The following is a 23,038-nucleotide window of genomic DNA, read 5'->3' as shown; positions in this document are numbered from 1 at the left end:
ACCCGCGTGCTGGAACCCGGAACTCGCGTGACGGAAGACGGAACTCACGTGATCGCAGGCGTAACTCGCGTGTTCGGGACGCGAACTCGTGTGTTCTCCGGGGCATCACGTGTGATTGGAGGGGTATCACTCGTGATTCGGGGTCGACTCTCGTGATCGGGGGGACGACACGGGGTCAGCCGGGGAGGACCGTGCCCGGCAGGGAGTTCACCGCCGGCCGCGGGGATTCCGTTTCCCGCAAGGCAACCGCCGGACCCGGGCCGCCGGCCGCGGCGGACGTCAACGCGATCACCTGGGTCGCGATCGCTTGGCGGCGGGCCTCGAAAGCCGCGTCCGTCAACCCCGTCGGCTGGCCCAGCACCGGCGTGTGCAGGTGGCCGCCCGCCACCGACGACAAGCCCAGACCGAGCCGGACCCGGTTCGCGCGGAACATCGACTCGTTGGACAGGTAGTTCCCGCCGCCGCCGGATGCCGCGATCTCGCCCGGCGCCGGGGCGTCCGAGCGGCACACCGGGGTGCCCGCGCCCGGGTGCGCCGAATCCGGCCACACGCAGAACGCCTGGTTGAAGTTGACCGGGTAGGCGCCCGGCACCTCGAGCATCCGCGCGTACGGCAGCGTCGTCTCGATGAACTGGACGTCCGGCTGCGGCCAGCCCGCGGCCGGCGGGACCCCGCCCGTCACGGACGCGTTGTTGTTGTCCGGGAAGCCACCGCGCCAGGCGCCGGCCCAGCGTTCGACGTCGAAACGGCCGGGACGGCCCTGGCTGATCGTCAGCACCACGTCCGGCCGCCGCGCGCGGTCGCGCAACGCCGTGCCGTACGCCGCTTCGACGATGCCCTGGTCGAAGTACCCCCACACGACCGGGAAACTCACCGCCTGCGCCACGGCCGGGCCGGACGGCGTGTCCAGGACGCGCCCGTCCAGCTGCAGCGCCGACGCCCCGGCCGGGTTCGAAATGGTGATCCCCGGGCCGTCCAGCTGGAACGGGTCGAAGCCGCTCACCAGCACCCGCCGCGTCTTGCCGAGCGGGAACCGGACGTCGTCGAGGCCGCGCGAGCCGCGGTCGAACGCCGTCAGCAGCGAAGTCCGTTGCGACGCGGAAGCCGGCATCCACTGGCGAATCGCGCTGCTGAGCTGCAGCCGCGCCCAGTACAGAGGCCGGTCGTCGAACCGGTCGAGCGTGCCGAGGTCCGGACGCCGGCCCTGCGCGCGGTCGACGGCCGTCCGCCACAGCCGGTCGCCGGCCCGCGTGACGACGCGCTCGGCCCGGCGCGGGGTGCGTGCCGCGCAGAGGTCGTGCTTCACCTCGGCGACGAGCGGATCGAGCCCCGCCAGCCGCACGAGCTCGGGCCCGACGGCGGGACCACCCGCCGGCAGGGAAGCGGTCAGGCGCTGTTCCTCGACGGTCAGCGGCGCGGCCGGGTCGAAGCAGCCGCCCGCGGCCGCCGCGGGAACGGGGAGCGCGAAGAGCGGGACGGCGGCGAGCAGGGGGAGCAGGGCGGTCAGGCGCACGGATTTCCCTCCACGGCGTGGGTGACGCGGCCGAGTCTTCCGGCGACCGCGCCACCCGCGTAACCCGCGGAAGTCGGGATCAGCCGGTCGCCAGCACCTTCAGGCGCGAGATGTCCGGCTGGGGCCCTGGACCTCATCGACTTCCGCTACGGGCTTTGTGGGCCGATGACGGAGAGGGTGTTGGTCTTGTTGCTCGTCACATAGGCGTGGTGCTTCGTCGGGTCGACCGCTATCGAGGACGGGTACTGGCCGACCGGCACCGTGGCCAGAATCGCGTAGGTCGCCGTGTCGACGACGGAGACCGAGGTGTTGGAGCTTGCCATGTAGAGAACGTGGCGGCCAGGATCGACGGCGAGACGGCCGGGTCGACCGGCAGTGGAAAAGGTCGCTGTGACGACATTCTTGGCTCCATCGATGACGGAAACGGTGTTGTCGTCGTGGTTGGAGACGAAGATGGTCCGGGTGTCGGATGCGACAGCGATGCTGCTGGCGTTGTGCCCGACCGGAATGGTCTTCCGCACTGAGTGCGTGATTCCGTCGATGACGGTGACGGTACCGACTTGGTTCACGCAATACACCGTGTGCGTCGCCGGATCGACGGCGATGTCCATGGGGCTTTCTCCGGCGGGAAGCACGGTCGAGACCGTGTTGCTCAGCTCGTCGATCACCGAGACGGTGTCATCGGAATGATTGGCGACGTAGAGCAGGTGTTCGCCGGGATCGGTGTCGGTGGCATAGGGCGCGGAGCCTACGGGAATCTCCGCCGCGATCGCTCCTTTATCGGCATTGATCACGGTGATCCCACCACCGGTCTTCTCGGGATAGTGTGGCAGGTAGAGCGTGTGTGTCAGCGGATCGACCGTGATGTCGAGGACGGTGTCACCCTCGATTCGCGCCGAAGATGAGGATATCCGCGCTCCGGTGTCCGCATCGAACGTCATGATGGTGCGAGAAGAATCCACGGCGTCGTCGGCGACGAAGACCCTTCGCAGGGTGGAATCGACGGTGACCCCGAACGGTTGGCTTCCGGCCGCGACGGTGGCGATCACCGCGTACCGGACGGGTGCGCCGGGACCGGTGGCCGGGTCGACGGTGGCTTCGGATTCGTCGAGTGCTGGCGATGGCGCACATGCCGTTGCGATGACTGCCAGAATACCGGCCAGCACAAAGATGGCGAGGACTCTGACCGGAGTCGATGTTTTGTCTCTCCGGAACCGTCGGTTTCGCATGGCGTCGGTGTCGTCGGAGAGCGTGGCGGTGCTACGGCGACGACCAAATCGTTGCGGAAATGTCGAGCGGTGAGATCGAGCCGGGAGCACGCCGTCGCGTGCTCCCGGCTCAGCGGATCAGCCGGTCGCCAGCACCTTCAGGCGCGAGATGTCCGCGCTGAACTGGTCCTGATCAATGGGCGAAGAGCTGTACTGCCAGAACGTGTAGAAGCCCCAGTTGTACGGCAGCGTCCCCGCCGACGACGCGTACCGCGCCACCCACAGAGGGTTCGTCGAACTGAAGTCGCCCGTGTTGCCGGTGCACTGGCTCCACCAGCTGGTCGCCGTGTAGATCACCGGCCAGCGGGTCGTCTTCGCGTGGTACTCGTCGCTGAACGCCTTGATCCACGACACCATCTGCGCCGGCGTCTTGCCGTAGCACGCGTTGTCCGGGCCCCACTCGATGTCGAGCGTGCCCGGGAGGGTCTTGCCGTCCTTCGACCAGCCGCCGCCGTGGGCGACGAAGTAGTCCGCCTGGGCCGCGCCGCCGGCCCCGTCCGGGCGGCCGTAGTGGTAGGCCCCGCGGATCATGCCGACGTTGTACGACCCCGTGTACTGCTGGCTGAAGTACGCGTTCTGGTAGCTGGTGCCCTCGGTCGCCTTGACGTAGGCGAACTTCTTGCCCGCGCTCCAGTACGATGCCCAGTTGACGTTGCCCTGGTAGGAGCTGACGTCGATGCCCGGGACACTCGCGTCCACCGACGCCGGCGCGAGCCCGGCCGGGGCCACCCCGTCGTGGGCGCGGATCGCCGCGCCCATCTCGTGGTTGTTCGACGCGTCCTGTTCGGGCAGGCCCGGCGCCGCTTCGGCGCCGGCGGCGGTCACGACCAGCAGGGAGGTCGAGACAGCCACAGCGGCGCCGAGCAGGCGGCGCCACCTCCGTGGTGCGGTCATCTTCAGTTGTCCTTTCGGTTGCCCTCGCTGTGCGCGGCTGTGCAGGGCCGCGCCGGACGATTCTGTGGCAGCGACGTGGGCGGCGTCACTCCGCCATGTGATCCAATTTCGAAGTCTGGGGAAACTCGTAAAAAGTTGACAAGCCGGGCGAAGTGACCCGATCCGCGCCCTTTGCGTCTTGAAGGTGCCTGGTCCGAGGGGCAGACTCGCCCGCATGCCGTCGCACAGATGCCGCCGAGCCCTCGTCATCGCGGCCACCGCCGCGCTCGCCACCACCGTCGCGGCCGGGCCCGCCGGCGCCGCCACCCCCACGCCGAAGTCCCCGGTCGCCGTCGGTTTCGGGGGCGCCGTGGCCAGCATCGACGCCGACGCCACCGCGATCGGCACCAAGGTCCTGCGCGACGGCGGCAACGCCGTCGACGCGGCCGTCGCGGTCGCCGCCGCGCTCGGCGTCACCGACCCGTTCTCCGCCGGCGTCGGCGGTGGCGGGTTCTTCGTCTACTACGACGCGAAGACCCACCGCGTCCACACCCTGGACGGCCGGGAGACCGCGCCGAAGTCCGCGGACGCGAACCTGTTCGTCGAGAACGGTCAGCCGCTGCCGTTCAACGACGCCGTCACGAGCGGGCTCAGCGTCGGCGTGCCCGGCACGCCCGCGACGTGGTCCGAGGCCCTCCGCAAGTGGGGGACGCGCTCGCTGTCGAAGTCGCTGAAGCCCGCGGAAGACCTGGCGCGCAAGGGGTTCGTCGTCGACCCGACGTTCCAGACGCAGATCGCGAACAACGCCGCGCGGTTCGCGGCGTTCCCGTCGACGCGGTCGCTCTACCTGCCGGGCGGCGCCCCGCCGGCGCCCGGGACCGTCTTCCGGAACCCCGACCTCGCGGACACGTACGCGCAGCTCGAGCGTCGCGGCGTCGATGCGCTGTACAAAGGCTCGATCGGTGCGGACATCGCGAAGACCGTCCAGCAGCCGCCGAAGGACCCGGCCTCGACGCTGAACGTGCGCCCCGGCAAGCTGACCACCCGCGACCTCGCCGACTACCGGGCGATCGAGCGCACCCCGACCCACGCGACCTACCAGGGCCTCGACGTCTACGGCATGCCGGCGCCGTCCTCGGGCGGGCTCACGGTCGGCGAGGCGCTCAACATCCTCGAGAACTTCGACCTGAAGCACGCGAGCAAGGCCGACTACCTGCAGTACTTCCTGGAGTCGACGCGGTTCGCCTTCGCCGACCGCAACCGCTGGATCGGCGACCCCGCCGTGATCGACGTCCCGGCCAAGGAGCTGCTGAGCCAGCGCTTCGCCGACTCGCGGGCGTGCCTGATCTCGAAGGACAAGGCCGCGACCAGCCCGGTCGCCCCGGCCGACCCGAAGCACCCCACGCCGTGCGCGGCGGGCACCACGGCCGCGCCGACGCCGTACGAGGGCGAGAACACGACGCACCTGACGGTCGCCGACAAGTGGGGCAACGTCGTCGCCTACACGCTGACCATCGAGCAGGAGGGCGGCAGCGGGATCGTCGTGCCGGGCCGCGGGTTCCTGCTCAACAACGAGCTGACCGACTTCTCCTTCACGCCGGTGACGCCGGGCGTGCCCGACCCGAACCTGCCCGGCCCGGGCAAGCGGCCGCGCTCCTCGATGGCGCCGACGATCGTGCTGAAGGACGGCAAGCCCTTCTTCGCGACCGGCTCGCCGGGCGGCGCGTCGATCATCACGACGGTGCTGCAGGTGCTGACCGGCCGGATCGACCGCGGGCTGTCGCTGGAGGACGCCATCGCGGCGCCGCGGGCGTCGCAGCGGAACTCGGCGCAGGCCCAGGTGGAGCAGGAGTTCCTGAATCTGCCCGAGACGGCCGTGCTCAAGGCGCGCGGCCAGGGCTTCTCGACGGCGCCGGCGGAGATCGGCGCGGCGACGGGCGTGGAGCGCCTGCGTGACGGCCGCTGGCTGGCGGCCGCGGAACCGGTCCGGCGCGGTCAGGGTGCGGCCCAGGTGGTGTGGCCCACGCACTGGTAGCGCTTCGGCTCAGGCTTCGAGCGCCCAGCGGACGTAACGCGTCGTCGGCACGAACCCGGCCTTCCCGAAGACGCCGGACGCCCCGGACGGGCTCGCCGAGTCGACGTTCAGGCTCGCCCGGTCGTAGCCCTGGTCGGCGGCCGCGCGCAACGCGTGGGCGAGCAGCGCCCCGGCCACGCCCCGCCGCCGGTGCTCCCGCAGCGTCCCGACGACCATGAAGTGGGCGTCGCGGATCCCGGTCGCCTCGGTGTCGGCGTCCCAGGACATCGTCACCAGCATCCCCGCCGGAGCCCCGGTCGCGTCCCGGAGCAGGAAGCTGACCTCCGGCCGGAACGTCTGGTTGGTGATCTTGTTCCGCCAGAGGTCCGCGGGCATCGGCACCGCACCCCAGTGATCCTCGAACGCCTCGTTCCGGACGCGCCGGAACTCCTCGTCGGTCTCCGCCGACCACGGCTCGATCCGCGGCTCGTCCACCGGTGCCAGGTCCCCGAGCGGGTGTTCCATGCGCAAGAAGTACCGGACCGGCGCGAAACCCTGGGACCGCATCAGCTCGGCGAGGCCGGCGATGTGCTCCGGCCGGTTGACGTCGACCACGAGCTTCGCGCCCGGGTGGTGCAGTTCGTGCAGGACCTTCGCGGCCGCCACCCCGGCCTCCACGAGCGTGGTGCCGACACCCCGGCGGCGGTGGGCCGGGTGGACCCCGCCGTCCAGGAAGACCCGGTGGACCTCCTCGGCGGACGGCTTGTAGCGGATCTTCATGTAGCCGATCATCGCGTCGCCGTCGAAGGCCGCGAGGCTGCCGCGCGCCAGGTCCGCGTAGGGGTCGACCAGCTCCGTGAGGGTGTCCTCCGCGGTGTAGTTCTCGCCGATCCGGTCCACGGTTTCGATGGCGTTCAGGAGGTCGGCCGACGCCTGGGCGTCCTCGCGGGTGAGCGGCCGCCACGTCGGGGAAGAAGATCGTCCGGGCATGCCGGCGACGCTAACCGCGCCCGCGCGGGCTGTCGCCTGGTTTCCCGGCGGGCGCGACGCGCAGTGATCATCGGGGCCTTCTAGACTCAGGCGCGATGTTCCAGCCACGTGAATCCTCCCTGCTCCCGCCAGGGGTGGGCCGATGAAGCTCGTCTTCGCCGGCACCCCCGACCCGGCCGTCCCCGCGCTGCGCGCCCTGCTCGACTCGGGCCGCCACGAGGTCGTCGCCGTCGTCACCCGTCCCGACGCGCAGGCCGGGCGCGGCCGCCGGGTCGTCCGCTCCCCGGTCGGCGCCCTCGCCGACGAGCACGGCATCGAGGTCCTGACGCCCGCGCGCGCCGGAGACCCGGCCTTCCTCGCCCGGCTGTCCGAGCTGGCGCCCGACGCCTGCCCGGTCGTCGCCTACGGTGCGTTGCTACCGCAGGCCGCCCTCGACATCCCCCGCCTCGGCTGGGTGAACCTGCACTTCTCGCTGCTGCCCGCGTGGCGGGGCGCGGCGCCGGTGCAGGCCGCGATCCGCGCCGGCGACGAGATCACCGGCGCGTCGACCTTCCGGATCGTCAAGGAGCTGGACGCGGGCCCGGTCTACGGCGTCGTCACCGAGACGATCGGCGCGACCGACACGGCGGGCGGCCTGCTCGGGCGGCTCTCGGAGTCCGGCGCCAAGCTGCTGCTGTCCACCATGGACGGTCTGGCCGACGGCAGCCTGGTCGCGCGCGAGCAACCCGCCGAAGGGCTCAGCTACGCGCCGAAGGTGACGGTCGAGGACGCGCGAGTGTCCTTCGCCGACCCCGCCTCGGCGGTCGACCGGCAGATCCGGTCGGTCACGCCTGAGCCGGGCGCGTGGGCGGAATTCCGCGGGGAACGCTTCAAGCTCGGCCCGGTCACGGTGCTCGACGAACCCGGCCCGCCGCCGGGCGAGATCGTGGTCGAACGCAAGCGGGTGCTGGTCGGGACGGCGACGAAGCCGCTGCGGCTCGGCGACGTCCAGGCACCCGGCAAGAAACGGATGGCGGCCACCGACTGGGCCCGCGGAACCAGGATCGACCAGGGAGAACGCCTCCGGTGAACGACAACAGGGAACGACGGCCGTCGCGGCCGGAGCGGGGCCGCCCGGCGCCGCGCAAGGAAGGCCCGCGCCGCCCGCCGGAGGTGGACCCGGCCCGGCAGGCCGCGTTCGACGTCCTGCGCGCCGTGCGGGAGAAGGACGCCTACGCCAACCTCGTCCTGCCGGACCTGCTGCGCGAGCGGCGGATCAGCGGCCGGGACGCGGCGCTGGCCACCGAACTGACGTACGGCACGGCGCGGGCGCAGGGCCTGCTCGACGCGATCATCCAGTCGTGCGCCGAGCGGCCGCTGGCCAAGACGGACCCCGCGGTGCTGGACGCGCTGCGCCTCGGTGTCTACCAGCTGCTGCGCACGCGCATCCCGGAGCACGCCGCCGTCACGTCCACTGTGGACCTCGTGCGGTCCGAAGGTGGTTCGTGGGCCACCGGGTTCGCGAACGCGGTCATGCGCAAGGTGTCCGAAAAGGACGAACAGACCTGGCTCGACGAGGTGGCGCCGGACGAGGCCACCGACCCGATCGGGGCCTACGCACTGCGCACCGCGCACCCGCGCTGGATCGCCCGGTCGTTCGCCGAAGCGCTGGGGGACAAGGGTGCCGGCCTCAAGGCCGCCCTCGAAGCCGACGACGCGCGGCCCGAGGTGCACCTGGTCGCCCGGCCGGGCGAGATCAGCGCCGACGAGCTGGCCGCGATCACCGGCGGAGACCCCGCGCCGTACTCGCCCTACGGCGTCCGGCTGCCCGCGGGTTCCGGTGACCCGGCCGACGCCGAGCCGATCCGCGAGCGGCTGGCCGCAGTGCAGGACGAAGGCAGCCAGCTCTGCGCGATCGCCGCGACGAAGGTGCCGGTCGAGGGCTCGGACGAGCGCTGGCTCGACCTCTGCGCCGGTCCCGGCGGCAAGGCGGCGCTGCTCGGCTCCCTCGCGGCGCTGAGCGGGGCGAGGGTGGACGCCGTCGAGAAGGCGCCCCACCGCGCGAAGCTGGTCGAGAAGGCCACGATCAACCTGCCGGTGAAGGTGTACGTCGCCGATGGCCGCGAAAGTGGCCTGGAGCCGGGTTACGACCGGATCCTCGTCGACGCGCCGTGCAGCGGGCTCGGTGCGCTGCGGCGGCGGCCGGAGGCGCGCTGGCGGCGGCAGCCGTCGGACGTCGCGGACCTGACGAAGCTGCAGGGCGAGCTGATCACCGCGGCCTACGCGCTGCTGCGGCCGGGCGGCGCGCTGACCTACGTCGTCTGCTCGCCGCACCTCGCCGAAACCGAGGGCGTGCTGACGGAGACCGCGCGCCGGCTGAAGGCCGAAGTGGTGGACTCGCGGGAGTTCTTCCCGGGTGTGCCGGAGCTCGGTGACGGGCCGTACGTGCAGCTGTGGCCGCACCGCCACGGCACGGACGCGATGTTCTGCGCCGTGCTGCGCAAACCGTGAGAGATCTCGGGCTGGTCGCCGGCTCGTGCGGCGGGCTGGAGACCCGGTTCGCCGCCGAGCTGGTCCGGCCCGCCGCCGAGCGCGGCTGGCGGCCGGCGATCACGCTGACGCCGACCGCGATGCGCTGGCTGGAGTCCACCGGCGGGCTCGACGACGTCGCGGCGGCCACGGACCTGCCGGTCCGCAGCGTCTCGCGGCTGCCGGGGGAGCCGCGGCCGCACCCGGACCCGGCGGTGTTCCTCTTCGCGCCGGCGTCGGCCAACTCCGTGGCGAAGCTGGCGCTGGGCATCGCGGACAACCAGGCGCTGACCGTGCTCGGCGACGTCCTCGGCGCACCCGGGATCACGGTCGTCGTCGCGTACCAGATCCAGGACACCCGGGTGCACCACCCGGCGTGGCAGCGCCACCTCGACACCCTCGCGGGCGCCGGGGTGACGCTGCACCGGCTGGACATCGGCCGCCCGTGGACCGAGGCTCTCGACCTGCTTCCCTGAGCCGCCCGCGGGGGCGCCCCCCCGTTTTCCACGTTACCGGGCAGCACCGACAGTTTCGGCTGACTTCCGGCCTACCTGCGGGCCAGCGCGACCTCGAAAGCCGCTTCGGTGTCCGCCCGCACCGTGTCGGGCAAGGGATCCTCGTTGGCCGACACGGCGGCGGCCCGGCCGCCGTCGAGTGCCCCGGCCAGGGTGGCGAAGCCGAAGATGTCGCCGCCGTGGCCCCAGTAGCGCGTGCCGTCCGGCAGGGTCCGGTGGAAGAGGCCCAGGCCGTAGTCCGTGCCAGGGTCGTCCGGCACCGGGACCGTGCGTTGCATCTGCGCGAGCTGGGCGGCGGGCAGCAGCCGGCCGCCGAGCAGCGCCGTGTAGAACACGTCGAGGTCCCGGCCGGTCGACACGAGCGCGCCCGCGGCCCCGGCGATCGACGGGTCGAACTCGGTGAAGTCGACCAGCTTCTCCTCACCCGGCACGTATCCGCGCGCGTGCGGCGCGGGCAGCAGCTCCTCGCCGCGCCCCGGCAGGGAGGTGCCGCGCAGGCCGAGCGGCCGGGTGATCCGGTGGGCGATCTCGGTGGCGACGCTGTGCCGCGTGACCTTCTCGACGAGCATCCCGGCGACGATGTAGTTGGTGTTCGAGTAGGACCAGGAGCTGCCGGAGGCGAACAACGGCGGGTGCTTCATCGCCAGGGCGACGAGCTCACCAGGTTCGGCCCCGCGGTGACGCAGCGACTCGAGGTCGCCCGTCGCCAGCACGTCGTCGGTGTAGCTGTAGAGCCCGCTGGTGTGCTGCAACAGATTCCGCACGGTGATCTTGCGGCCGTCGTTGCCGTTCCCGGTGATCAGTCCGGGCAGGTACCGCTCGATCGGCGCGTCGAGGTCGACCTTCTCTTCGGCGACGAGCTGGAGCACCACGGTCGCGACGAACGTCTTCGTGATGCTCCCCGCGCGGAACTTCGCGTCCCGCGGGTACGGCGTCCCGGTCGTCACGTCGCCGGTCCCGCTGCGCGTCTCGGTGACGCGGCCGTGGTCGGTGACGACGGCTTCGGCACCGGGCGCGCCGCCCTGGATGGTGATCCGGTCGAGCGCCCGCTGCAGCGGGTTCGTGGTGACGGCGAGCGCCGGTGCCGCGGTGGTCGCCGCGAGGAGCGCGACGAGCGTGCCGCAGGCGACGATCTGCTTGCCGCGCAAGGACTTCCGCATGAGAACCCTCCTTGGTCTCGGTGTTCCCTGGACCTACGCGCAGAGCGCCGCGTCGGTGGCGGCGAGCATGTGCTGGTTCGCCGCGGCGGGCGTCGGGTTCTGGTTCAGCACCACCGTCACGCGGCGGCCGTGCGGGCCCACTCCGGCGAGGTTGGTGAAGCCGAGGACCCCGCCTTCGTGGCCCCAGAACTCGCCGCAGGACAACGGAATGCTGCCCAGGCCCAGGCCGTAGCGCGCGCCCGGGATGCCGAGGTCGGCCGGGACCGTGCGCCGCATCTCGGCGAGCTGGGCCGGGCGCAGCAGCTGCCCGCTGAGCAGGGCGCCGTAGAACCGGTCGAGGTCGGCCGGGGTGGACACGAGCCCGCCCGCCGCCCACGCCATCGTCGTCTCGTAGTCGCTGAAGTCGGCCAGGTTTCCGCCGACCGGCACGTAGCCGACGGCGTGCGGCGCGGGCAGCTTCTCGTCGCCGCGGCGCGGGAGATAGGTGTCACGAAGGCCCAGCGGCCGGGTGATCCGGCGGGTGATCTCGTCGCTCAGCGCGTGCCCGGTGACGCGTTCGGCGAGCATCCCGGCGACGATGTAGTTGGTGTTGGAGTACGACCAGCTCGTGCCGGGCGGGAACAGCGCGGGGTGCTTCAGCGCCATCGCCACCAGTTCGGCCGGGTCCGCGCCGAGGTGGCGCAGCGACTCCGGGTCGTTCAGCGGGAGGTCGTCGGTGTAGTTGTACAGGCCGCTCGTGTGCTGTAGCAGCTGTCGCACGGTGATCCGCTGGTCCGGCAGCAAACCCGGCAGGTAGCGCTCGACCGGCGCGTCCAGCTTCACGCGGCCCTCGGCGACGAGCTGCAGCACGACGGTGGCCACGAACGACTTGGTGACGCTGCCCGCGCGGAAGGAGCCGTTGCGCGGGAACGGTTTCCCGGTGGCGACGTCACCGCGGCCGCTGCGCAGCACACGTGTCCGGCCGTGATCCTGGATCACCGCCTCGGCGCCGGGAACGCCGTCCTGCGCGGTCAGCGCGTCCAGGCTCGCCTGGACCGGGCTCGTGGTGGTGGCGAACGCCGGCGCCGCGGTGGTCGCCGCGAGGAGCGCGACGAGCGTGCCACAGGCGACGATCCGCTTGCCGGGCAAGGACTTCCGCATGAAAGAACCCCCTGGTGTCTTGGTGTTCCCAACCTAGGGAGCCGAGACGCCAGGGGGCATGGGGCAGGCCGCCCGAACGATCCGGGGGCCTGCCCTACCACGGTCAGCGCAGGCGCAGGGCCCGCTTCAGCGTGCCGAACAGGTCCGTCTGGTTGGTCAGGCCGACGACGTTCGCCGCCTGCGGGCCCATGGCCGCGATGCGGACCTGGGTGCCCGTGTGCGACTGCGAGCCACCCGTCTCGGCGGTGCCGTAGGCCAGGGTCATGTTCGCGCCCTCGTTGGTGACGAGCGTCGCGGTCAGGCCCGGGGTGGCCGTGGGCTCGACGATCTGGCTGCTGTGGCCGTGGTCGGCGGTCACCAGCACCAGCGTGTCGGGGTGGCTGCGGGCGAACGCCGTGCCCGCCGCGATCGCCGCGTCGAAGTCGATCGTCTCGCCGATCTGGCCGCACGGGTCGGCGGAGTGGTCCTGCTTGTCGATGCTCGCGCCCTCGACCTGCAGGAAGAAGCCCTTGTCCGAGTGCCGGTCGTCGAGCAGCTCCAGCGCCTTGCGGGTCTGGTCGGCCAGCTTCGGCTGGGTCTTCGGCAGCGCCGGGTTGGGGGTGCAGCGCGACGGCGCGGTGCCGCCGTGGACCGCGGCCGGGCCGGTCCAGTTCACCGGCATGTTGTTCTTGGCGAACAGGCCGAGGACCGGCTTGCCCTTCTTCGCCTTCGCCAGGTCGGCCGCGGTGTTCACGACGTTGTAGCCGGCCGCCTTGGCCTGCTCCAGCACGGTCTTGCCCTTGAACTTGCCGGCCGTGACCGTCTGGTCGAAGTACGCCGAACCGCCGCCCAGCAGGACGTCGGGGCGGGTCTGGACGAGTTGCTCGGAGATCGAGCCGGCGCCGCCCTTCTCCTTGGCGTTGACCGCGCACTTGGCGGTCGTCTCGACCGGGCCCTTGCAGTCGCGGCTGACGACGTGCGAGCCGAGCACCGCCGGCGTCGCGTCCTGGACCTCGGCGGTGGTGACGTCGCCGGTGCGCAGCCCGCCGCGCTTGGCCAGCTCGAGGATCGTCGGCACGGGGTTGCCGTACGCGTCGACCGAGATCGCGCCGTTGTAGGTCTTGACGCCGGTGGCCCAGCCGGTGCCGGACGCGGCCGAGTCGGTCACGTAGTTCGGCTTGCCGGGGTTGTTCTGCTCGACCGCGTAGGTGGTGTAGTCACCGGTCAGCGGCAGCTCGTCCATCGCGAGCCGGCCGGCGGCGCCACGCTCGTAGTTGCGCGCGGACGTGATCTCCGACTGGCCCATGCCGTCACCGAGGAACAGGATGACGTTGCGGGCACTGCCGCCCTGGATCGCGGAGCGGACGTCGTTGGTGCGGTCACCGGTGCCGGCCGACGAGCGCGCGTTGTCGCTGTCGGCACTGTCGGGACCGCTGGTGGCCAGGGCGACCGGGGCGGCGGCGACCAGCGCGGCGCCGAGCGCGCCCGCGACCAGCCACCGGCGGCGGCCGGTGAGCAGCGAAGCCATGTTTCTCCTCTTCGGGGACTTCGGGAGGTAAGAGCCCGGATTCCGGACACGGGCTATTAGTCCTGCCGCATGTGTGCCGTCGGCGGCCGCCGGGTGAGCAGCGGGTGGCGGCTGACCGAACACCTGGCTTCACGGAGGTGACCGGGAGCACGTCGGTTACCAACCGGCGAGGTGACCGGGCGCGACGATGCCCGATTCGTACGCTATGACCACCGCCTGGCTGCGGTTGGCCGCGCCGAGCTTGCCGAAGATGTTGCCCACGTGGGTCTTCACGGTCTCCAGGCTGATCACGAGCGCGGCCGCGATGTCGGAGTTGGACAGTCCGGTGGCGATCAGCCGCAGCACCTCGGCCTCGCGCCGGGTGAGCGTCTTCGCGACCCGGGTGAACTTCGCGCCCGGCAGCCGGGCGCTCACCAGGCGCCGGATCGCCTCGGGGAACAGCAGCGACTCGCCGGCGGCGACGGTCCGGACGGCGTGCGCGATCTCCTCCTTGCGCGCCCGCTTCAGCAGGAACCCGCTCGCCCCCGCCAGCAGGGCCTCGTGCACGTAGTCGTCGTTGTCGAAGGTCGTGACCACGAGGACCTTCGGTGGTTCGGTGGTCTCGGCGAGCAGCCGCCGGGTGGCCTCGATGCCGTCCGTGCCGGGCATCCGGACGTCCATCAGCACGACGTCCGGCCGGGTGCGGCGTACCGCGGGCAGCACCTCGGCGCCGTCGGCCGCCTCGCCGACCACGGTGATGCCCTGCTGCTCCAGCAGCGCCCGCAGGCCGGTGCGGACCAGCGGCTCGTCGTCGGCCAGGAGCACGGTGGGCGTCATGCGCCCGTCCGCAGGGGGATAGTCGCGCTCAGCCGCCACCGCTCGCCGTCCGGACCCGCGTCGAGCTCGCCGCGCAGGGCTTCGACGCGCTCGGCGAGCCCGGCCAGCCCGCGCCGCCCAGGCCGCGGGTCCACGCCGGGCAGGGCGTTGACGACGGCGATCGCCAGGCGCTCGGGCCCGGCTTCGACGCGGACGTCGACCGCGCCCGGGCCGGCGTGGCGCAGCGCGTTGGTCAGGCCCTCCTGGACGATCCGGTAGCCCTCGCGCGACACCGCGGCGGGCAGCGCGGCGACCGGCCCGGTGACGGTCAGCCGGACGTCGAGCCCGGCGTCGCGGGCGCGCACGGCGAGGACGTCCACCTCGGTCAGCGTGCGCTCCGGCTCTTTGGTCGCGGGTTCTTCGCGCAGCAGGCCGAGGACGTGGTCGAGGTCCTCGAGGGCGCTTCGAGACGCTTCTTCGATCGTGCCGAGCGCGTGCCGCACCTGGCCGGGGTCGGTCTCGACCAGATCGGCCGCGGCGGCCGCCTGGATGGTCGACGTCGTCAGCGTGTGCCCGATCGAGTCGTGCAGCTCGCGGGCCAGCCGGTTGCGCTGGGCGAGCACGGCGGCGCGGCGTTCGGCCAGGGCCGCGCGCTCGGCGGCCGACGGGCCCAGCAGCGCGGTCGCGCCGGCGCGGAGGCCGAAGGTGGCGGCTGCGGCCAGCGCCAGCGCCGCGACGGCCACCGCCAGCCCGAACGGGACCGTCCACGCCCCGAGCGGGACGTCGTCCCAGACCAGCGAGATCCGGTCCTGGCCGCCCACGAGCCACACCGCGGGCACGAGCAACCCCAGGCCCAGGACGGCGAGCACGGTGAACAGCACGCCGCTGGCCGCCGTGTGCAGCGCGAGCCACAGCCCGGACCGCAGCCGTGACGCGGCGTCCGGCCGGCCCTCGGGCGCGGGGACGCCGGTGCCGAGCAGGGTGTTCGCCAGGCCGATACCGAGGCGGCGCACCGGTCCCAGCAGGCCCAGCAGCCCCATCAGCACCGCCAGGGCGAGCAGGGCGATGAGCGCGCGTACCCGGGAATCGGCTTCGACGGACACCGCCGCGGCGAGGGCGAAAGGGGTCACCGGCAGCGCGACGGCGGCCCCCGCGGCCGCGTGGAGCAGGCTGCGGTAGCTGCCGATCCGGGTCAGGGACAGGAGGAATCCGGGCATGCGCCGAGCGTAGGGCGGCCGGTCCCGGGTGACCTCCCTCTCCGGAGCCAGATCCTGGTCGCAAGCCAGATCCTCGTCACAACCGGTTAGCAACCGTTAGCACCGGCCTCCTACACTCGGGACGTGGCAGACCGACCCCTCATCGCCCCCAGCATCCTGTCCGCGGACTTCGCCCGGCTCGGCGAGGAGATCGCCGCCGTGGCCGGCACCGGCGACAACCGAGCCGACTGGGTGCACGTAGACGTCATGGACGCGCACTTCGTGCCCAACCTGACCCTGGGCCTGCCCGTGGTCAAGGCGCTGCTCGCGAGCACCGACGTGCCGATCGACTGCCATCTCATGATCGACGACCCGGACCGGTGGGCGATCGGGTACGCCGAGGCCGGCGCCTACAACGTCACCGTGCACGCCGAAGCCGCGAAGGACCCGATCGCGCTGGCCAAGAACCTGCGCGCGGCGGGCGCCAAGGCCGGCCTCTCGGTCAAGCCGGGCACCGCGCTCGAGCCATGGCTCGACGCGCTCAAGCACTACGACACGCTGCTGGTGATGTCGGTCGAGCCGGGCTTCGGCGGGCAGTCGTTCATCACCGAGGTCCTGGAGAAGGTCCGCACCGCGCGGCGGCTCGTCGACACCGGGCACCTGAAGCTGGTCGTCGAGATCGACGGCGGGATCAACGCCGAGACCATCGAGCAGGCCGCCGAGGCGGGCGTCGACTGCTTCGTCGCCGGGTCCGCCGTCTACGGCGCCGGCGATCCGGGCAAGGCGGTCGCCGCGCTGCGCGAGCAGGCGGCCCGCGGCCGGGCCGGCTGACCCCGCGACGGCACCGGGGAAGCCCCGGGGCCGCGGCGGGTGTTGGATGGAAGAACCGGCTCACAAGGAGGCAGCGGACGTGTTCACCGGCATAGTCGAGGAGATCGGCGAGGTCACCGCGGTCGAGCAGCTGACCAACGCGGCACGGCTGCGCGTACGCGGCCCGCTCGTCACCAGCGACGCCGGGCACGGTGACTCGATCGCGGTCAGCGGGGTGTGCCTGACGGTCGTCGAGGTGGCCGGCGGCGAGTTCACCGTCGACGTCGTGAACGAGACGCTGCAGCGCTCGAGCCTGGCCAAGGTCGCGACCGGCGACCGGGTCAACCTGGAACGCGCCACCCCGGCCGGCGGCCGGCTCGGCGGGCACATCATGCAGGGCCACGTGGACGGGACCGGCGTGTTCCTCGGCCGCGACGAGAACGGCGTCACGACGTTCGCGCTGCCGGAGCACCTGTCCCGGTACGTGGTCGAGAAGGGCTCGATCGCGGTCGACGGGATCTCGCTGACCGTCGCGGCGGTCACCGGCGACCAGTTCAAGGTCGCGCTGATCCCGACCACCCTCGAGGTGACCACCCTCGGCGGCCGGGAGGCCGGCGACCTGGTGAACCTCGAGGTCGACGTGGTCGCGAAGTACGTGGAGAAGCTGGCCGAGGCACATATCCGCGACCAGGTGCACAATCGGGACGGCGGCACGGAGGAGCGGTCATGAGCGAGATGAGTGCGGCAGAGCCCGAAGCGGGCTGGACCCCCTGCGGCACCGGGGCGGTGTTCGACGCCGACGCCATCGAGCGGGCGATCGCGGACGTCGCGGCGGGCCGCCCGGTCGTCGTGGTCGACGACGAAGACCGCGAGAACGAGGGCGACCTCATCTTCGCGGCGGAGAAGGCGACGCCGGAGCTGCTGGCGTTCATGGTCCGCTACACCTCGGGCTACGTCTGCGTGGCGCTGACCGAGGCCGAGGCCGACCGGCTGGACCTGCCGCCGATGTACCACACGAACCAGGACGCGCGGGGCACTGCGTACAGCGTCACGGTCGACGCCGCGGACGGCATCAGCACCGGCATCTCCGCCGCCGACCGCGCGCACACGATCCGGCTACTGGGCGACCCGGCGTCCACCGCGAAGGACTTCCGCCGTCCCGGGCACGTCGTGCCGCTGCGGGCCAAGGGCGGCGGCGTGCTGCGCCGGCCCGGGCACACCGAGGCGTCGGTCGACCTGGCCCGGATGGCCGGCCTCGCGCCGGCGGGCGTGCTCTGCGAGATCGTGTCGCAGAAGGACGAAGGCGACATGGCGCGCCGCGACGAGCTCGAGGTGTTCGCCGCCGACCACGACCTCGCGATCATCACCATCGCCGACCTCATCGCCTACCGCCGTCGCACCGAGAAGCAGGTCGAGCGCGTCGCCGAGGCGCGCATCCCGCTGGCCGCGGGCACGTTCCGCGCGGTCGGCTACGACTCGCTCCTGGACGGCATCGAGCACGTCGCGTTCGTCTACGGCGAGATCGGCGACGGCCAGGACATCCTCGTGCGCGTCCACTCCGAGTGCCTGACCGGCGACGTCTTCGGCTCGCTGCGCTGCGACTGCGGCCCGCAGCTGGAAGCGGCCCTGGAAGCGGTGGCCGCCGAAGGCCGCGGCGTCGTGCTCTACATCCGCGGCCACGAAGGCCGCGGCATCGGCCTGCTGCACAAGCTGCAGGCCTACCAGCTGCAGGACGACGGCGCCGACACGGTGGACGCCAACCTCGCGCTGGGCGTCCCGGCCGACGCCCGCGACTACGGCACGGGTGCGCAGATCCTGTGCGACCTCGGCGTCCGCACCATGCGGCTGCTGTCGAACAACCCGGCCAAGCGGATCGGCCTGGAGGGCTACGGCCTGCGCGTCACCGGGCGGGTGCCGCTGCCGATCTCGCCGAACCCGGAGAACCTGCGCTACCTGCGGACCAAGCGCGACCGGATGGGGCACGACCTGGCCCAGCTCGAGCACTACGACCAGGTCGGCGCCGGCACCGAGCACCCCGACGGAGGAGCACTGTGAGCGGCGACGGCCGTCCCGACGTTTCGCTGGACCTGACCGGCTGCAAGTCGTTGAAGCTCGGCATCGTGGCGACGCGGTGGAACGCGGACATCACCGACGTCCTGCTGGAGCGCGCGCTGGCCGCGGCGAAAGAGGCGGAACTCGAGGAGGACCCGACGGTCGTCCACGTCGCGGGCGCGATCGAGCTCCCGGTGGTGGTGCAGGCGCTGGCCCGCAACCACGACGCGGTGGTCGCGCTGGGCGTGGTCATCCGCGGCGGCACCCCGCACTTCGAGTACGTGTGCGACGCGGTGACGGCGGGGTTGACCCGGGTGGCGCTCGACGAGAGCACCCCGGTCGGCAACGGCGTCCTGACGTGCGACACGCACGAGCAGGCCGTCGACCGGTCGGGTCGCCCGGGTGCCAAGGAGGACAAGGGCTACGAGGCGACGGTGGCCGCGCTGGACAGCGCGCACGTGCTGCGGAGCCTGCGTCAGCCGTGGACCGAGCGGGGTTTCGTGTGAGCGTGGCCACTTCCGAAGCGACTTTGGTGATCCGCCCGCGGCGGGCGATGATCATGTGCAGCGTGCTGGCGGTGGCGCTGCTGGCGGTGTTCGTGGTGGTGGCGGTGCTGCTGCGCAACGGCAACACCGGGGTGCACTTCCAGCGCTCCGACCAGGCGGCGATGATCGGCATCGGCATCCTGCTGGCGGGCGGCGTGATGCTGTTCGCGATCGCCCGGGTGCGAGCGGACGCGGAGGGCATCGAGATCCGCAACGTGCTGATCACGCGGCGCTTCGCGTGGAGCGACGTGCTGTCGGTGAGCTTCCCGGACGGCGCGTCGTGGGCGCGGCTGGAACTGCCCGACGACGAGTACCAGGCGGTGATGGCGGTGCAGGCGGTGGACCGGGGCCGGGCGGTGGAAGCGGTCCGGGCACTGCGAAAGCTGCACCGCGCAGCCACCGGCGGCTAGCGACCGGCGAACGTCAGAGGTCCAGGTCCACCACGATCGGTGCGTGGTCCGACGGACCCTTGCCCTTGCGCGCGTTGCGGTCCACATAGGAATCCGTCACCGCGCCGGCGAAAGGCGCGTTCCCGTACACCAGGTCGATCCGCATTCCCTTGTTGTTCGGGAAGTTCCCCGCCCGGTAGTCCCAGTACGTGAACGGGTGGTCGTACTTCAGCGGCCGCGGGAAGACGTCCGACAACCCCAGGTCCCGCAGCCGGGCCAAGGCGTCGCGCTCCGGCTTCGTCACGTGCGTCGACTCCGCGAACACCGCGATGTCCCACACGTCCGCGTCCGTCGGGGCGACGTTGAAGTCACCCAGCACCGCGAACGGCCCGGACGAAGACAGCTCCGACGACACCAGCGACCGCAACGCCTCCAGCCACTCCAGTTTGTACGCGTAGTGCGGGGTGTCCGGCTCGCGCCCGTTCGGCACGTACACCGACCACACCCGCACTCCGCCACACGTCGCCCCGATCGCGCGCGCCTCGGCGGCCCCGTCGAACTCGGGCTCGCCCGGGAGCCCGCGCACCACGTCGGACACGCCCACCCGGGACACGATCCCGACGCCGTTCCAGCGCCCGAGCCCGTACGCCGCCACCTCGTAGCCGAGCGCCTCGACCTCGGCGAACGGGAACTTCTCCGTCGCGTTCTTCAGCTCCTGCAGGCACAGCACGTCCGGCGCCGTCTGCTCCAGGAACTCCAGCACGCGCGGCAGGCGGGGGACGATGGAGTTCACGTTCCAGGTGGCGATCCGCATGCCCGCGAGCATCCCACACGCCACCGACAAGAACGGGGCGGCGCCGAAGCGCCGCCCCGTCGAACAGAACCTCAGACGCCCGCGGTCGTCCGGATCCAGGACCGGCTCGAAGCCACGCTCGCGTAGTTGTTCGTGCCGCGCGTGTTCGTCCCGGTCTGGTTCTGGACCGTCGACGCGACGCCGACCTGGACGCCGCCGGAGACCTGAGGGCCGCCCGAGTCGCCCTTCCACGCCGAGCCGTTGATCCCGCGGCTCTGGATCGCGCGGCCGCCGTAGGCGTCCGACGACCGGCCGGTCACCTGGACGTTCGCCGTCTTCAGGGCCGACGCGGGCGGGCCGGTCGGGGTGGTGCGGCCCCAGCCGTAGAGCTGGTTGGTGCTGCCCGTCGACGGGTCGGCGCTGCCCAGCCCGATCGGCGCCGCGTTGGTCGCCGAGGCCAGGTGCAGCAGCGCGATGTCGCCGTTGGGGGACTCGTACTTGCCGTCGACGGCGATGTCCGTGCCGGAGAACAGCGTGTTGCTGCCGACCTTGACGTGCATGCCCGAGCCGTCCTCGTCGAGGCAGTGCACCGCGGTCATCACCCAGCGCGCGGCGACCACCGTGCCGGAGCAGTTGAAGCCCTGGAAGTCGCGCCCGGGCGTGTTCACGTACACCTGGGCGCCCCAGGAGACCGTGGGGGCGGTCGTGCCGCCGACGATGTTCGGCTGGACGCCGGCGGAAGCGGCGGCGCCACCCGCGAGGGTCAGCGCGACGGCGGCCGCCGAGGCGGCACCTAAGACACGGAGAGAGCTCACGGAGGTGATCCTTTCGGACGGGGGCCGGATCGGCCGGTCGGAAAGTAACCACCGCGTCACCCGGGGCGACACCTACCGAAGTCGGAACCGGGCGAACACCCTACTTCCGGCGGGGCGGCCGGGGGCGTGCGAGAACTGTCGGTGCCGGACCATAGGCTGAGGGAGTGGCTGACCCGACCACCTACCGTCCCTCGCCGGGGAGCATCCCGGAGGCCCCTGGCGTGTACAAGTTCCGCGACACGACCAGGCGGGTCATCTACGTCGGCAAGGCGAAAAGCCTGCGCAGCAGGCTGAACTCCTACTTCGCCGACCTGGCCGGCCTGCACCCGCGCACGCGCCAGATGGTCACCACGGCCGCGAGCGTCGAGTGGACCGTCGTCACCACCGAGGTCGAGGCGCTCCAGCTCGAGTACAACTGGATCAAGGAGTTCGACCCGCGGTTCAACGTCCGCTACCGCGACGACAAGAGCTACCCGGTGCTCGCGGTGACGCTGAACGAGGAGTTCCCGCGCCTGCACGTCTACCGCGGCGCGCGCAAGAAGGGCGTCCGGTACTTCGGGCCGTACTCGCACGCCTGGGCCATCCGCGAGACGCTCGACCTGCTGCTGCGCGTGTTCCCGGCGCGCACCTGCTCCGCCGGCGTCTTCCGGCGCCACGGCCAGATCGGCCGCCCGTGCCTGCTCGGCTACATCGACAAGTGCTCGGCGCCGTGCGTCGGGCGCGTCTCGGCCGACGAGCACCGCGACATCGTCGAGGACTTCTGCGACTTCCTGGCCGGCAAGACCGACGTCATGATCAAGCGCCTGGAATCCGAGATGGCGGCCGCGTCCGAAGACCTCGAGTTCGAGCGCGCGGCCCGGCTGCGCGACGACCTCGGCGCGCTCCGGCGGGCCATGGAGAAGCAGGCCGTCGTGTTCGGCGACGGCACGGACGCCGACGTCGTGGCGTTCGCCCACGACGACCTCGAAGCCGCCGTCCAGGTCTTCCACGTGCGCGGCGGCCGGGTCCGCGGCCAGCGCGGCTGGGTGATCGACAAGGCCGAGGAGATGGACGTCCCGGCGCTGGTCGACCACTTCATCACCCAGTTCTACGGCGACGAGGCCGAGCTCGACGCCCGCGACGACGTCGACGCGGGGCCGGTGGTCCCGCGCGAGGTCCTGGTGCCGGAGCTCCCGGCGGACGCGGACGCGCTCGCCGAGTGGCTCACCGGGCTGCGCGGGTCGCGGGTCCAGGTGCGGGTGCCGCAGCGCGGCGACAAGAAGGCCCTCGCCGAGACCGTGCAGCGCAACGCGGGGGAGGCCTTCACCCAGCACAAGCTGCGCCGCGCGGGCGATCTGACCGCGCGCTCGGCGGCGCTCAACGAGCTGCAGGAGTTCCTGGCGCTGGACACCGCGCCGCTGCGCATCGAGTGCATCGACATCAGCCACATCCAGGGCAGCGACGTCGTGGCGTCGCTCGTCGTGTTCGAGGACGGCCTCGCCCGCAAGTCCGAGTACCGGCGCTTCGCGCTGCGCGAGGCGGCCGAAGAAGGCGACGTCGCGTCGATCGCCGAGGTCGTGCGAAGGCGGTTCCACCGCTATCTCAAGGAGACGGCTGAGAGCGCGGCGGAGGACTCGTCGAAGCCGGGTCTCGACCCGGAGACCGGCCGGCCGAAGAAGTTCGCCTACCCGCCGAACCTGCTGGTCGTCGACGGCGCGGGACCGCAGGCCACCGCGGCCGCGGACGTGCTGGCCGAGCTCGGCATCACCGACATCTCCGTGATCGGGCTGGCGAAGCGGCTCGAAGAGGTGTGGCTGCCCGCCGACCCCGACCCGGTGATCCTCCCGCGGACGTCGGAGGGGCTGTACCTGCTGCAGCGGCTGCGCGACGAGGCTCACCGGTTCGCCATCACCTACCACCGCGAGAAGCGCTCCAAGCGGCTGCAGACGTCCGAATTGGACAGTGTGCCCGGGCTGGGGCAGGCTCGCCGCACCGCGCTGATCAAGCACTTCGGCTCGGTGAAGAAGCTCAAGCAGGCCAGGATCGAAGAGATCGAGGCGGTGCCCGGCTTCGGCAGGCGCACCGCGGAGGCCGTGGTCGCCGCGCTGGCCGGGGAGTCCGGTGCGGGTCCGAAAGCAGGGGAGTAGGGAAACACAGTGAGTGCGCAAGAGGAGAT

General features: G+C 72.1%; 21 protein-coding genes. 10 read left to right on the top strand and 11 right to left on the bottom strand.

Annotation, left to right across the window (positions count from 1 at the left end; translation table 11 throughout):
• Positions 1–175 precede the first annotated feature (175 nt).
• The 3 genes from AB0C38_RS16665 to AB0C38_RS16655 form a co-directional block, all read right to left on the bottom strand.
• Complete coding sequence (locus AB0C38_RS16665) at positions 176–1,513, bottom strand: hypothetical protein (RefSeq protein ID WP_360673276.1); 1,338 nt, start codon at positions 1,511–1,513, stop codon at positions 176–178.
• A 146-nt stretch (positions 1,514–1,659) separates the two neighbouring features.
• Positions 1,660–2,679, bottom strand: coding sequence for a YncE family protein (locus tag AB0C38_RS16660; RefSeq protein WP_360673272.1), 1,020 nt, complete (start codon positions 2,677–2,679; stop codon positions 1,660–1,662).
• A gap of 180 nt (positions 2,680–2,859) precedes the next feature.
• Positions 2,860–3,675, bottom strand: coding sequence for a lysozyme (locus AB0C38_RS16655; RefSeq protein WP_360673269.1), 816 nt, complete (start codon positions 3,673–3,675; stop codon positions 2,860–2,862).
• A 214-nt stretch (positions 3,676–3,889) separates the two neighbouring features.
• Between AB0C38_RS16655 and ggt the strand changes: the two genes are divergently transcribed.
• Complete coding sequence (gene ggt / locus AB0C38_RS16650; RefSeq protein WP_360673266.1) at positions 3,890–5,689, top strand: gamma-glutamyltransferase; 1,800 nt, start codon at positions 3,890–3,892, stop codon at positions 5,687–5,689.
• 9 nt (positions 5,690–5,698) lie between these two features.
• Here the strand turns inward: ggt and AB0C38_RS16645 are convergent, their stop codons facing one another.
• Positions 5,699–6,658 carry a GNAT family N-acetyltransferase gene (locus AB0C38_RS16645; RefSeq protein WP_360673263.1) on the bottom strand — a complete coding sequence of 320 codons (960 nt, stop codon included), beginning with the start codon at positions 6,656–6,658 and terminating at the stop codon, positions 5,699–5,701.
• Between the two features lie 142 nt (positions 6,659–6,800).
• Between AB0C38_RS16645 and fmt the strand changes: the two genes are divergently transcribed.
• Genes fmt through AB0C38_RS16630 form a run of 3 tightly spaced genes read left to right on the top strand, consistent with a single transcriptional unit; the run spans position 6,801 to position 9,642 of the window.
• Positions 6,801–7,727 carry a methionyl-tRNA formyltransferase gene (fmt, locus tag AB0C38_RS16640; protein ID WP_360673260.1) on the top strand — a complete coding sequence of 309 codons (927 nt, stop codon included), beginning with the start codon at positions 6,801–6,803 and terminating at the stop codon, positions 7,725–7,727.
• Positions 7,724–9,148, top strand: coding sequence for a transcription antitermination factor NusB (locus AB0C38_RS16635; RefSeq protein WP_360673258.1), 1,425 nt, complete (start codon positions 7,724–7,726; stop codon positions 9,146–9,148). The genes fmt and AB0C38_RS16635 overlap by 4 nt, the downstream gene beginning before the upstream one ends.
• Positions 9,145–9,642 carry a flavoprotein gene (locus AB0C38_RS16630; RefSeq protein ID WP_360673255.1) on the top strand — a complete coding sequence of 166 codons (498 nt, stop codon included), beginning with the start codon at positions 9,145–9,147 and terminating at the stop codon, positions 9,640–9,642. The genes AB0C38_RS16635 and AB0C38_RS16630 overlap by 4 nt, the downstream gene beginning before the upstream one ends.
• A 71-nt stretch (positions 9,643–9,713) precedes the next feature.
• Here the strand turns inward: AB0C38_RS16630 and AB0C38_RS16625 are convergent, their stop codons facing one another.
• The 5 genes from AB0C38_RS16625 to AB0C38_RS16605 all read right to left on the bottom strand — a co-directional run bounded on the left by AB0C38_RS16625 (position 9,714) and on the right by AB0C38_RS16605 (position 15,500).
• Positions 9,714–10,841, bottom strand: coding sequence for a serine hydrolase domain-containing protein (locus AB0C38_RS16625; RefSeq protein WP_360673252.1), 1,128 nt, complete (start codon positions 10,839–10,841; stop codon positions 9,714–9,716).
• Between the two features lie 33 nt (positions 10,842–10,874).
• Positions 10,875–11,981, bottom strand: a complete 1,107-nt coding sequence (locus tag AB0C38_RS16620; RefSeq protein ID WP_360673249.1) for a serine hydrolase domain-containing protein — start codon at positions 11,979–11,981, stop codon at positions 10,875–10,877.
• A 103-nt stretch (positions 11,982–12,084) separates the two neighbouring features.
• Complete coding sequence (phoA, locus tag AB0C38_RS16615; protein WP_360673246.1) at positions 12,085–13,488, bottom strand: alkaline phosphatase; 1,404 nt, start codon at positions 13,486–13,488, stop codon at positions 12,085–12,087.
• A 156-nt stretch (positions 13,489–13,644) separates the two neighbouring features.
• A complete protein-coding gene (locus AB0C38_RS16610) occupies positions 13,645–14,304 on the bottom strand; it encodes a response regulator transcription factor (protein WP_360673243.1) in 660 nt (219 codons plus the stop codon).
• Positions 14,301–15,500, bottom strand: coding sequence for a histidine kinase (locus tag AB0C38_RS16605; protein WP_360673240.1), 1,200 nt, complete (start codon positions 15,498–15,500; stop codon positions 14,301–14,303). Before AB0C38_RS16605 ends, AB0C38_RS16610 begins: the two co-directional genes overlap by 4 nt.
• 123 nt (positions 15,501–15,623) lie before the next feature.
• Here AB0C38_RS16605 and rpe point away from each other — a divergent pair, with 123 nt between their 5' ends.
• The 5 genes from rpe (at position 15,624) to AB0C38_RS16580 (ending at position 19,296) form a co-directional block, all read left to right on the top strand.
• Positions 15,624–16,310 (top strand): ribulose-phosphate 3-epimerase, encoded by a 687-nt coding sequence (rpe, locus tag AB0C38_RS16600; RefSeq protein ID WP_360673237.1) that lies wholly within the window; start codon positions 15,624–15,626, stop codon positions 16,308–16,310.
• A 79-nt stretch (positions 16,311–16,389) separates the two neighbouring features.
• Positions 16,390–17,019 (top strand): riboflavin synthase, encoded by a 630-nt coding sequence (locus AB0C38_RS16595; RefSeq protein WP_360673234.1) that lies wholly within the window; start codon positions 16,390–16,392, stop codon positions 17,017–17,019.
• Positions 17,016–18,344 carry a bifunctional 3,4-dihydroxy-2-butanone-4-phosphate synthase/GTP cyclohydrolase II gene (locus AB0C38_RS16590; protein ID WP_360673231.1) on the top strand — a complete coding sequence of 443 codons (1,329 nt, stop codon included), beginning with the start codon at positions 17,016–17,018 and terminating at the stop codon, positions 18,342–18,344. Before AB0C38_RS16595 ends, AB0C38_RS16590 begins: the two co-directional genes overlap by 4 nt.
• Entirely contained in the window at positions 18,341–18,847 is a 507-nt protein-coding gene (gene ribH, locus AB0C38_RS16585; protein WP_360673228.1) for a 6,7-dimethyl-8-ribityllumazine synthase, read from the top strand. The genes AB0C38_RS16590 and ribH overlap by 4 nt, the downstream gene beginning before the upstream one ends.
• Before the next feature lie 47 nt (positions 18,848–18,894).
• Entirely contained in the window at positions 18,895–19,296 is a 402-nt protein-coding gene (locus AB0C38_RS16580) for a PH domain-containing protein (protein WP_360673423.1), read from the top strand.
• Positions 19,297–19,309: 13 nt separating this feature from the next.
• Here the strand turns inward: AB0C38_RS16580 and AB0C38_RS16575 are convergent, their stop codons facing one another.
• Entirely contained in the window at positions 19,310–20,089 is a 780-nt protein-coding gene (locus AB0C38_RS16575; RefSeq protein ID WP_360673225.1) for an exodeoxyribonuclease III, read from the bottom strand.
• A gap of 71 nt (positions 20,090–20,160) precedes the next feature.
• Positions 20,161–20,883, bottom strand: coding sequence for a trypsin-like serine protease (locus AB0C38_RS16570; RefSeq protein WP_360673222.1), 723 nt, complete (start codon positions 20,881–20,883; stop codon positions 20,161–20,163).
• A gap of 164 nt (positions 20,884–21,047) precedes the next feature.
• Between AB0C38_RS16570 and uvrC the strand changes: the two genes are divergently transcribed.
• Positions 21,048–23,009, top strand: a complete 1,962-nt coding sequence (gene uvrC, locus AB0C38_RS16565; protein ID WP_360673219.1) for an excinuclease ABC subunit UvrC — start codon at positions 21,048–21,050, stop codon at positions 23,007–23,009.
• Positions 23,010–23,038 lie beyond the last annotated feature (29 nt).

The organism is Amycolatopsis sp. NPDC048633, assembly GCF_040650695.1.
GTDB lineage: Bacteria > Actinomycetota > Actinomycetes > Mycobacteriales > Pseudonocardiaceae > Amycolatopsis.
Note: the sequence above shows the minus strand (reverse complement) of the source record. Positions and strands in the feature narration are given on the sequence as shown.

Bases quoted from the DNA above. Each gene is read 5' to 3' on its own strand.
- AB0C38_RS16575 (WP_360673225.1), bottom strand. From the start codon at position 20,089: ATGCGGATCGCCACCTGGAACGTGAACTCCATCGTCCCCCGCCTGCCG.
- AB0C38_RS16610 (WP_360673243.1), bottom strand. From the start codon at position 14,304: ATGACGCCCACCGTGCTCCTGGCCGACGACGAGCCGCTGGTCCGCACC.
- AB0C38_RS16625 (WP_360673252.1), bottom strand. From the start codon at position 10,841: ATGCGGAAGTCCTTGCGCGGCAAGCAGATCGTCGCCTGCGGCACGCTC.
- AB0C38_RS16655 (WP_360673269.1), bottom strand. From the start codon at position 3,675: ATGACCGCACCACGGAGGTGGCGCCGCCTGCTCGGCGCCGCTGTGGCT.
- AB0C38_RS16590 (WP_360673231.1), top strand. From the start codon at position 17,016: ATGAGCGAGATGAGTGCGGCAGAGCCCGAAGCGGGCTGGACCCCCTGC.
- AB0C38_RS16605 (WP_360673240.1), bottom strand. From the start codon at position 15,500: ATGCCCGGATTCCTCCTGTCCCTGACCCGGATCGGCAGCTACCGCAGC.
- ggt (WP_360673266.1), top strand. From the start codon at position 3,890: ATGCCGTCGCACAGATGCCGCCGAGCCCTCGTCATCGCGGCCACCGCC.
- phoA (WP_360673246.1), bottom strand. From the start codon at position 13,488: ATGGCTTCGCTGCTCACCGGCCGCCGCCGGTGGCTGGTCGCGGGCGCG.
- AB0C38_RS16580 (WP_360673423.1), top strand. From the start codon at position 18,895: ATGATCATGTGCAGCGTGCTGGCGGTGGCGCTGCTGGCGGTGTTCGTG.
- AB0C38_RS16645 (WP_360673263.1), bottom strand. From the start codon at position 6,658: ATGCCCGGACGATCTTCTTCCCCGACGTGGCGGCCGCTCACCCGCGAG.
- fmt (WP_360673260.1), top strand. From the start codon at position 6,801: ATGAAGCTCGTCTTCGCCGGCACCCCCGACCCGGCCGTCCCCGCGCTG.
- AB0C38_RS16620 (WP_360673249.1), bottom strand. From the start codon at position 11,981: ATGCGGAAGTCCTTGCCCGGCAAGCGGATCGTCGCCTGTGGCACGCTC.